The following is a 9,803-nucleotide window of genomic DNA, read 5'->3' as shown; positions in this document are numbered from 1 at the left end:
CGATGCGCTGGCAATTAAAGTACCGACTCCAGACCCGCAACTGACACAGCCACCCAGCCACCCAGCCACCCAGCCACCCAGCCACCCAGCCACCCAGCCACCCAGCCACCCAAGCACTGCCGTTACCGGGATGTTATTTTCCCGCCGACCCCTAAGCGGCCAAGGCCGCCAGGGTATTGACGAGGAAGTTGAAGGGACTGCGATGGCGTGAATGCTCAATCTGACAGCCGTTCTTGAGCTGGTCATTGATCCTTTCAATCAAGACCCGTTTGCGCAGCATTACCTTGTCGGTGAAGACATTGCGGCTCAAAGGCTCGACAGAAATCATCAACTACCCAGCAAACCTGCGAGATATCGAGGTGCGAGACTGCGGATAAAGTGGTGTGCATATCCAGGCTCAGCTTTTTCCCTCCTCATTTCTGTTTGGCGAACGCACGTAGCTTAGGGCGCAAGATCTCGGGCAAGAGGCGTTCGAGAATTGCCCATGCGGCATCGGTCAAACTGCTGGTAGACGTCATTGCTCACTTTGACGGCAATACCGAAAGATCTCAAATGGTCTCTCTCGGTGGCGGCGGGTCGCTGGCAGTTGTCGTCAAGGAAGTAGCATCAGACAGACGCAGAACATATCACCCCAGCCCCGCGATCGCTTAACCGGGAGGACGTTTTGCAGAGGTGTCCTAGAAATCATGACGCTAGCGAAAAAAGTCCTAAAGTAAAGGCGTGATAATATCTTGTTTAATTTCGTAACCTGTTGGCATGCTGATATCGCTGATATCTCGGTTGCGAAATTCCTTATTCAGAGGATTGCAGGCTAACACGATGAGTCTATCTATGAACGGTGCAAATACTGAAGTCCCAGCGACGCCATCGCACCCGATTCGGGTGGGGGTCATTGGGGTGGGCAATATGGGACAACACCACACACGAGTCTTAAGTCGCCTCAAAAATGTGGAACTCGTGGGTGTTTCTGATGTCAACGTTGAGCTCGGGCTCGATACTGCCAGTAAATACCGAGTGCGCTTTTTCGAGGATTATCACAGCCTGCTTGCCTTGGTTGATGCCGTTTGTGTGGCGGTGCCCACGCGGCTACATCACTCCGTGGGCATGAGTTGTTTACACGCTAGGGTACACGTCCTCATTGAAAAGCCGATCGCGGCTAGCATTGCCGAAGCAGAATCATTGGTCAACGCCGCTGCTGAGTCCAACTGCATTTTGCAAGTGGGGCATATTGAGCGTTTTAATCCCGCCTTTAAAGAGTTGCATAACGTCTTGCGCACCGAGGAAGTCTTGGCCCTAGAAGCCCGCCGGATGAGTCCTTATTCCGATCGCGCCAATGATGTTTCAGTCGTGTTGGATTTAATGATCCACGACATTGATTTACTGTTGGAACTTGCCGGAGCCCCCGTGGTGAAGCTGTCAGCCAGTGGCAGTCGTTCGGCCAACTCGGGCTATCTCGACTACGTGACCGCTACCCTGGGTTTCGCCAATGGCGTGGTAGCAACCTTGACCGCGAGCAAAGTCACCCACCGCAAAATTCGTAGCATTGCGGCCCACTGTCGCAATTCCCTGACGGAAGCCGATTTCCTCAACAATGAAATTCTGATTCACCGTCAAACCACGGCCAATACGATGACCAGCTACGGTCAAGTGTTGTATCGCCAGGATGGTCTGATCGAAAAGGTTTACACTAGCAACACCGAACCGTTGCACGCCGAACTAGAGCATTTTGTGAACTGCGTACGCGGGGGCGAAAAGCCATCGGTGGGCGGCGAACAAGCGCTCAAAGCCCTGCGTCTAGCCAGCCTCATCGAGCAAATGGCCCTGGATGGCAAGGCTTGGCATGGTGAAGACTTAGCTGCCACAGGCATTGAATCCAACGCGATCGCGCTCTAGCTGGGCCGACTGACAAGCTCGTGTCGCGAGTTCCCCATGGCTGCTCAACAGACGACTTCCTTTACGCTGACTTCAGCATTTGCCCCATGCCTTGGGCCTGTTGCAAGCGATGCATATGGTCAAATAGCTGCCAAACGTATTGCTCGGGGAGCCCGCAGGTGTAGGCTCCCCGCAGCACCACGCTGAAATACCAGTCATTCGGGGCAATCTCTTGGGACAACTTTTCGCACACGGTGTAAGTGCGGACGTTCTCGTACAATCGCCCTTGGCAATGCACGCCGATCGCTTCGTGGTGATAGCCGATTTCGCGCTCATCTAGTCGCGCACTCAACCGTTGGGGCAAGCGATATAAGACCCCTTCGACGGCACTTTGAGACTCTTTAACCACATCGAGTACGCCGCAGTTGCGCCGCTCTGATTTGCGGAAGAAGCCGAGCCGATATCCCGTCAAGGTGGCTGGCCCCACGACATAGTGGTGGGTGCTTTCGCCCAGCGATCGCTTCAAATCAACGGGACACATACAAGACCCGTAAGCAAAGTAGTAAAAACTGGGTTCGTTGGAAATCTCAGAAAAAAGTCTTGTCACCGACATAATCTGCTGGCCTGAGCGACATGGGAGGGATTGTAGCAGACTTTGCCTGCCATGGATCCGCCCAATCTACTATATCCCGATTGGCTTACCGTAGATTAAATGTGAAATTAAATTAATTCGATGCCCGTACAGCGAACTTCACATCACCAGTGAGTCACTGACCTAGCCGCTGGCTTGAGGGCGAAACAGGTGAGTGTGCTCTGGATTGTAGAGGCGTGATCGCACCGTTGCCCCCCGTAACGCTGGGCTGACGATGTATAGCGTGGTGCGGATCAGGTTTTCTCGCTGCGTGATGGCAGCCATCTCAGACAGGGGCACGACCTCAATTTGTTCATCGGGCCAACCAACCCGAAAGCATACCGCAACTGGCGTATCAGCCGGATAGTGAGCTAACAGTTGCGCTTGCGAAGCAGCCACATGGCGGGCGCTGAGGTAAAGGCAGAGGCTAGTCTGGTGGGCGGCGAGGGTGGCGAGTTCTTCCGTGTCAGGCACTTTGGTGCGACCACTGATGCGAGTCAAAATAATGGACTGTACGAGGCCCGGAATCGTCAGCTCGGCATTGAGTTTGGCCGCCGCCGCCTGAAAGGCACTGATCCCCGGAATCACTTCAAACGGGATGGCGGCTGTGGTCAGGATTTGCATCTGCTCATGGATAGCGCTGTACAAACTGGGATCGCCTGACTGCAGCCGCACCACGGATTTGCCCGCTTTGACCCGCTCAATCATCAAGGGGGCGATCGCCTCTAAGGTCATATTGGCCGTCGCCACCTTTTCCGCATCCGCTCTGACCCAACTCAACATTTGCGGCGGTACTAGCGAGTTAGCGTAAACCACCACATCGGCCTGCTGTAATAGCTTTTGTCCCCGCACCGTGATGAGCTCTGGGTCGCCCGGACCCGCCCCTAAAAAATAAACTCCAGGGGCCAACGGTTGGGTATCGGCAGTCGCGCTTTGGGGCGTGGTCAGAGGCATGGCGATGGGCGCTAACAGGTAAATCAGCCCTTAGCTTAGCGCTTTCGGTCGCGCTCATCTGTTTCTGTTCGCCGAGCGCCGCCCGAGATTTCCGAAAGACTTTGGCCTGTGGACGTGGCAGAGGCACTCGATTTCCCCACAAAATTCTAGGAACTGGGTATTTTCCACAGTTTCCTGGGCACTCTACATCAGCAACTTCTGAAAATTCCTCCGGTATGATGAAAGCGCTGGCGCAGACTTTTCCCCTCCTAAGTCCTGACTTAGCAGACTTGAACGTCGTCGCCACTCGCTTCTGCACTGTTTCGCACCGGGGCTCTGGTCTAACCAAGCCTGGTCGAACGCAATGTGTAATGGTTGACACTTAGCTGCTAGTCCTAGATTGCAAGCGTTACTGGTATGCCTCCAAACTCCCCCTCTTCTGCCATCACCACCAGTTTTGCCAATGGCGTTTGTACCGTCATCCTGCCCCCGCTCTTTGCCGTTAATGAGGCGATCGACTTTCAAGCGATCTGCCGTAATATTTTTCAATCCAGCCCCGACGATCTCAGGCAAATCACCCTCGACTTTGGGGCCACCACATTTTTAGACAGCAGCGGTTTGGGCTCCCTGGTCATCTGCCGCCGCCTATGTGAGCAACATCAGGTGGACATCTTGCTGAAAGAAGTCGGCCCCCAGGTCATGATGGTGCTCAACATGACCAACCTCGATAAGGTCTTCACTATTGCTCAGCAGCGCCCTGCCGAAGATGCCTTACCCACACCGCCGCGACAACTAGAGCGGCAGATCCGCTCTACGCACCCCTCCGTCACCTCTAAAGCCAAGCGCCTGATGGATATTGGCGGGGGGCTAGTCGGCTTGAGCGTGACGGCGGTGCTGTTGGTGCCGATCGCGATCGCGATTCAGATTGATGACCCCGGCCCCGTCTTCTTTAGTCAAATCCGCTGTTCTTGGATGGGTCGTCGCTTTCGTATTTGGAAGTTTCGGTCCATGGTCGTGGATGCCGAGTCCCTGAAAAAACGAGTCAAAAATGAAGTACAGGGGCCACTGTTCAAAAACGAAAATGATCCGCGCGTCACCCGAGTCGGTCGCTTTTTGCGGAAAACAAGTCTCGACGAATTTCCCCAATTTTGGAACGTGCTGCGCGGGGACATGAGTTTAGTCGGCACGCGACCGCCGACCCCTGATGAGATTGCCCATTACGAAATTCCCGCTTGGCAGCGACTGAATGTGAAGCCCGGACTCACGGGGGAATGGCAGGTCAATGGGCGATCTAATATCAAGAAATTTGAGGACGTTATTCGCTTGGATATGAAATATCAGGAAAACTGGAGCCTGATGTACGATGTCAAACTAATTGTGAAAACGGTCTTGGTGCTGTTCAGCAAGCAAGCGGGCGCGTCTTAAATCGCTTAGCCGGCATGATTCATGAGAGTGAGACAACAATAGCTGAGCGCTCTAATGTAAAAAGCTCACGATATTTTTGGAAAATTGCAGCGTGTTGCGACCACTCGTCCTGAACTGGTCGGAGGGTCGCTGTAATGCTTTAGCAATCGAGGCTTCGACCAGCTCAGCCTGAACGTGTATAGACGAGGCGTTATTTAGGCTAAGTCACTGTCGTGTCATTTCGAGCAGAAGCGATATATTAGTGCAAGCGATCTAACTTTTTGCACAACTGTGGTAAGGCCGTTGGTGAGTGACCCGGCAAAAGCAAACGCAAAACCCATCCCTCAGCCATCCGTCTCGCAGGACTCCCCCTCGGCTGAGGCCTATTCTGGTATCCCGGATCAGCGCTGGCAGATTCATCCTGCCCTCAAAGGTGAAGCCCAGGGCCTCGCGCAACAGTTGCAGCGATCGCCTTTGGTAACTCAAGTGCTACTCAATCGTGCTATCGAGACGCCAGAAGCCGCTCAAGAATTTCTCAATCCGGAATCACTGCTGTTGCCTTCCCCGCTGGATGAATTTCCCGACTTGGAACCGAGCATCGAGATTCTGCTACAGGCGATTGAGCTGGGTGAAAAAATTGCGATTTGCGGGGATTACGACGCCGATGGTATGACGAGCACGGCGCTGCTACTGCGGGCCTTGCGGTATTTGGGAGCCCAAGTTGACTACGCCATCCCCAGTCGAATGCAAGAGGGCTACGGCATCAACACCCGCATCGTTGATGAGTTTTTTGCCGATGGCATTAGCATCATTCTCACGGTCGACAATGGCATCGCGGCGGTGGAGCCGATCGCCCACGCCCGGGAGTTGGGGCTGACGGTGATTGTCACCGACCATCACGACGTGCCCCCCGAGATTCCCCCTGCCCACGCGATCTTAAATCCCAAATTAATTCCGCCGGAATCGCCCTACTACGGGGTGGCGGGGGTCGGAGTAGCCTACATTTTGGCGGTGTGTCTGGCCCAGGCCATGGGCCGCATTCAAGACCTGACGGCCCCATTGCTGGAACTCTTCACCTTGGGCACGATCGCTGACCTCGCGCCCCTGACCGGCGTCAACCGTCGCTGGGTGCGGCGGGGTCTGCGGCTCTTGCCCAAATCGCGCCTGATTGGGGTGCAGGCCCTGATCAAGGTGGCGGGACTGGGGGACGAGAACGACACCCTGAAGCCCGAAGATATCGGCTTTCGGCTCGGCCCCCGCATCAACGCTGTCGGGCGCATTGGCGATCCGCAAGTCGTGATTGAAATGCTGACGACAGACGATGTGGATGTGGCGCTGCAACGGGCCTTGGAATGTGAGGCCGCGAACCAACAGCGACGCGAAATGTGCGATCGCATTGAGGAAGAAGCGATCGCCTGGGTGGAAGCGCAAATAACTGAGGGCAGCGTGGATTTGGTGCGCGATCGCGTATTACTTGTTTTGCAGCCAGACTGGCATCACGGCGTGATTGGGATTGTGGCGTCGCGATTGGTGGAGCGCTACGGCGTGCCCGTATTCATCTGCACCTATGAAGATGATGACCACAAAGAGATTCGCGGTTCGGCCCGAGGCATCCCCGAATTTCAAGTCTTTGAAGCGCTGCAAAGCTGTCACGACCTGATGATCAAGTTTGGGGGACACAAGGCGGCAGGCGGGTTTTCGTTTTTGGCTAAGCATTTGCGGCAGGTCAAGTCCCGGTTAGTCAACTTTGCCAACCAAACCCTGCGGATAGAACACCTGAAACCCTTGGTGACGGTGGATGTCCGCGCCACCTTTGACCAACTCACCTTTGCTTTGCACGACCAACTCGATCAGTTGCATCCTTGCGGCATTGGCAACCCGGATCCGGTGTTCTGGACGCCGAATGTGCGCGTAGCGGAGCAGCGGGCCATTGGCCAGACCAAAGCCCACCTCAAGCTAACGGTGGCTGACGATGCGGATCATCGGTTGACCGCGATCGCCTGGCGCTGGGGCACCTACTGTCCGCTGCCGGATCGACTGGATATTGCCTATAAGCTCAAGATCAATGAGTGGCAGGGCAACACCAGCCTACAGCTCGAACTGGTGGGCGTACGACCGCCCACTCTGCCGACCGCGGCAGCTCGGACGGTGCCAGTTAGCCATACGGCCCCAGTAAACGGTCAGGCATCTCCCCAATTACCGCTGACCGTCGCCGAAGCACCTCCAGTGAGGACTTCAGGTCAGTCCGATCCCGTCGCGGCCTCCCCTCAGCGGCCAGGGACTCCTGCGCCAAGTGCGGCGGCGACTCATGGGAGAGACACGGCCCCCGCCCCAGTGACTCAAGCCACCAGCCAAGCGGAATTTTATTACAGCCACCGTTGCTATCAGGTGCGCACTGTGCAAACCGGTCACTCACGCCAGCTCGAGATCCAAAATCCTGAAAGTCAGGTATTTGTGGTGTCGCTGCCTGATCGCCAGGGCTACTTGTGCGTTCCGGGGGCGACGGCAAAGCCCGTCGATCTGAGCGAACCCCATTATTTCAACCTGTTGCGCGCGGGCCTCGATGCGTTGGAAATTCGGCAACAGACCCATCTGCTGTTAGAAAAAGATGAACTGCTGGCGGACAAAGACCAGCACATTGCCACGTTGACCCGTCAAATCGAACTGCTGCAAGCTCGGGCAGGGCAATCATCGGTGACGCAAACCCAACAGTTGCAAGCCTTGCAAGCCGAGGTGAAAGCCCAGGAAACGGCGATGCAACATCAAGAGGCCCACATTGAAACGATCAAGCAGACGATGCATCGGCCCCCACCGACCCTGGACCCCAAAGCAATTAAGCGGGAGGTGCGGGATGCGGTCAGCGACAAGGTCTGGTTTTGCCTACAAACTCAGAGCCAAAAAGATCTGTACGCCGCTTATAAGCATGTCGCCCTAGCAGCAGCCGATGGCTCGGAACCGCAAACCGCTGATTACCGTGAGGCCGGGTTACGGCTGGGGCACGTGGTGGAACGAGAGGTCGTAAGGCCCTGCCTGGATGACTTGCATGGCTTTTTACAACGCCAGGGCCACGCCACATTGGCTAACTTGCCGTTGGGGACAAGGCATAAATACACGGTGGCGATGGTCGTGCCTCTGTGGGCCGATGCTTGGACGACTGTCAAACCCGCAGCGCTGAAGGCCAGTCAGCGTCCCAGTGACCAGCAACTCTACGCCCCGGCAAATTCGGAACCGGTCAGCCCCGGCGATCGCGCCCTGCTCGTAGCTTTCTTAGCCCAGTGGGAGCATCCCATGAGTGCTTGGTTTCAGGCCCATGGCGACACCGCCGCTACCTATCTCGACCAAATTAGCCAGTTGCAACAAGTTGCCGCCCAGGCGAGCCCCCCACTCTATCAATGGGCCTTTGAACACATGCGAGAGTTAGTGATTGGCGATGCGCAAACGCCGGGTTTGCTGCAACGCATTTATGCCTGAGTCGCGATGGGTGATCGTGTGTTGCGGCGATCGCCACACCCGCTCACGTTGCTGACGGTGATGCCGACCAGCAGGCAATATCGTTATCACAGAGAAGGAACACCGCTAAGGAAAGGCCGATGGGTCAAAGAATTATTATTGTGGGGGCCGGCCCCGCTGGCGTCGCCCTGGCCTATCTACTCGCGACTCGGGGAATTGCCGTCACGCTGATTGAGCGAGAAACTGAGTTCGATCGCGTCTTTCGCGGTGAAGGACTGATGCCTGCAGGCGTACAGGCGTTAATTGACATGGGACTGGGAGACTGCCTGACCCAGATTTCGACCCGTAAGCTTGACGCTTGGGACTTTGTGATCGACGGACAGCGGCGTATGCGCGTGGTGGAACCCTGGCCGCTGGAGGGTCCCCCACCGACCCACATCATTCATCAATCCGCCTTGCTGGCGGCGATCGCTGAGCGGGCTCAAATTTACGACCACTTTCAGTTTTATGCTGGTTGGCAGGTACAAAATGTGTTGCGGCAGAACGGGCGCATGGTTGGCGTGACGGCCACCCAAAACGGCCAGACCCAAGATTTCATGGGCGACCTGGTGATTGCCGCCGATGGTCGCTATTCGCGGCTGCGTCAGTTGGCCGGTTTAACCCTCCACCAAGCCGAAACGCAGTTTGATGTGCTGTGGTTTAAGCTGCCCGCCCCCGCTGAACTGCTCTGCGAAACGGTCTTTACCGTCTGCCTGCAACGGCAGCGGCAGTTTGCGTTTTATCCCTCTTGGGATGGGCGGTTGCAGATTGGCTGGATTGTCGAAAAGGGAGCCGGGAAACAGCAGCGCGATCGCGACTGGATCGCCGAATTCACCCCAGCCCTGCCGCCCAAGCTCGCCACCCATTTCCACCAGCAGCGCTCAGCACTGGTCGGCCCCATCTTTCTCGATGTCATTGTGGGGTGCGCGCCCCAGTGGTCAGTACCGGGGCTATTGCTGACGGGGGATGCCGCCCACCCCATGGCTCCCAACCGCGCCCAAGGCATCAACATGGCCTTGCGGGATGCGATCGCGATCGCCAACCACCTTGTTCCCGGGTGGCATCAGGGGCAAGATGCGGAAATCCTCGACCGTAGGCTGACGACGATTCAAGCTGAGCGGCAGCCCGAAATTGACCTCGTACAAAAGTTGCAGCTCGAAGAGTGGGAAAAAATCGCCCTCATCACCGGCTCCCCGCTGACGTATCAACCGTTCAAAGCTTTAGCGACGGCGCTGGGACGTCTGGGGATCACTCAAACCGCCTGGCTCTATCAACAGCGCCAGCTGCGCCACGGTCTCGCCCCCGTGCCCCTGCGAGTTTAGGAAAGAGATGCAGCGCCCGAGTTCACCAAATCACCCCGTGCAACGCCGGATTATGTACCGTCTTCGAGGGGCTGTTAAGTAGGTGGACACAATTATTTCGCAGACGGGTTTCGACTCCGCTCAACCCTCAACCTCTTACCTGGACAGTGATA

General features: G+C 56.2%; 6 protein-coding genes and 1 pseudogene. 4 read left to right on the top strand and 3 right to left on the bottom strand.

Translation table 11 applies throughout. The annotated features are described in order from the left end of the window. Positions 1–154 precede the first annotated feature (154 nt). Positions 155–292: pseudogene (locus JUK32_RS01570) on the bottom strand (transposase); the annotation flags it as partial. 539 nt (positions 293–831) lie between these two features. On the opposite strand from JUK32_RS01570, the gene JUK32_RS01565 reads away from it, so the two are divergent. Then, positions 832–1,893 carry a Gfo/Idh/MocA family protein gene (locus JUK32_RS01565; protein ID WP_204137098.1) on the top strand — a complete coding sequence of 354 codons (1,062 nt, stop codon included), beginning with the start codon at positions 832–834 and terminating at the stop codon, positions 1,891–1,893. A 61-nt stretch (positions 1,894–1,954) separates the two neighbouring features. Here the strand turns inward: JUK32_RS01565 and JUK32_RS01560 are convergent, their stop codons facing one another. Beyond that, complete coding sequence (locus JUK32_RS01560; RefSeq protein WP_204137097.1) at positions 1,955–2,485, bottom strand: gamma-glutamylcyclotransferase; 531 nt, start codon at positions 2,483–2,485, stop codon at positions 1,955–1,957. Between the two features lie 162 nt (positions 2,486–2,647). After that, on the bottom strand, positions 2,648–3,457 hold the full coding sequence (gene cobM, locus JUK32_RS01555; protein ID WP_204137096.1) for a precorrin-4 C(11)-methyltransferase: 810 nt from the start codon (positions 3,455–3,457) through the stop codon (positions 2,648–2,650). A 396-nt stretch (positions 3,458–3,853) separates the two neighbouring features. On the opposite strand from cobM, the gene JUK32_RS01550 reads away from it, so the two are divergent. The 3 genes from JUK32_RS01550 (at position 3,854) to JUK32_RS01540 (ending at position 9,651) form a co-directional block, all read left to right on the top strand. Further along, complete coding sequence (locus JUK32_RS01550; protein WP_204137095.1) at positions 3,854–4,861, top strand: sugar transferase; 1,008 nt, start codon at positions 3,854–3,856, stop codon at positions 4,859–4,861. A gap of 285 nt (positions 4,862–5,146) precedes the next feature. Then, positions 5,147–8,311 (top strand): single-stranded-DNA-specific exonuclease RecJ, encoded by a 3,165-nt coding sequence (gene recJ / locus JUK32_RS01545; RefSeq protein WP_309224463.1) that lies wholly within the window; start codon positions 5,147–5,149, stop codon positions 8,309–8,311. Positions 8,312–8,430: 119 nt separating this feature from the next. Then, the gene (locus tag JUK32_RS01540) at positions 8,431–9,651 is read left to right on the top strand and encodes an FAD-dependent oxidoreductase (RefSeq protein ID WP_204137094.1); all 1,221 of its coding nucleotides are present in this window, start codon (positions 8,431–8,433) and stop codon (positions 9,649–9,651) included. Positions 9,652–9,803 lie beyond the last annotated feature (152 nt).

It is taken from the genome of Halomicronema sp. CCY15110 (assembly GCF_016888165.1).
GTDB lineage: Bacteria > Cyanobacteriota > Cyanobacteriia > Phormidesmidales > Phormidesmidaceae > Halomicronema.
Note: the sequence above shows the minus strand (reverse complement) of the source record. Positions and strands in the feature narration are given on the sequence as shown.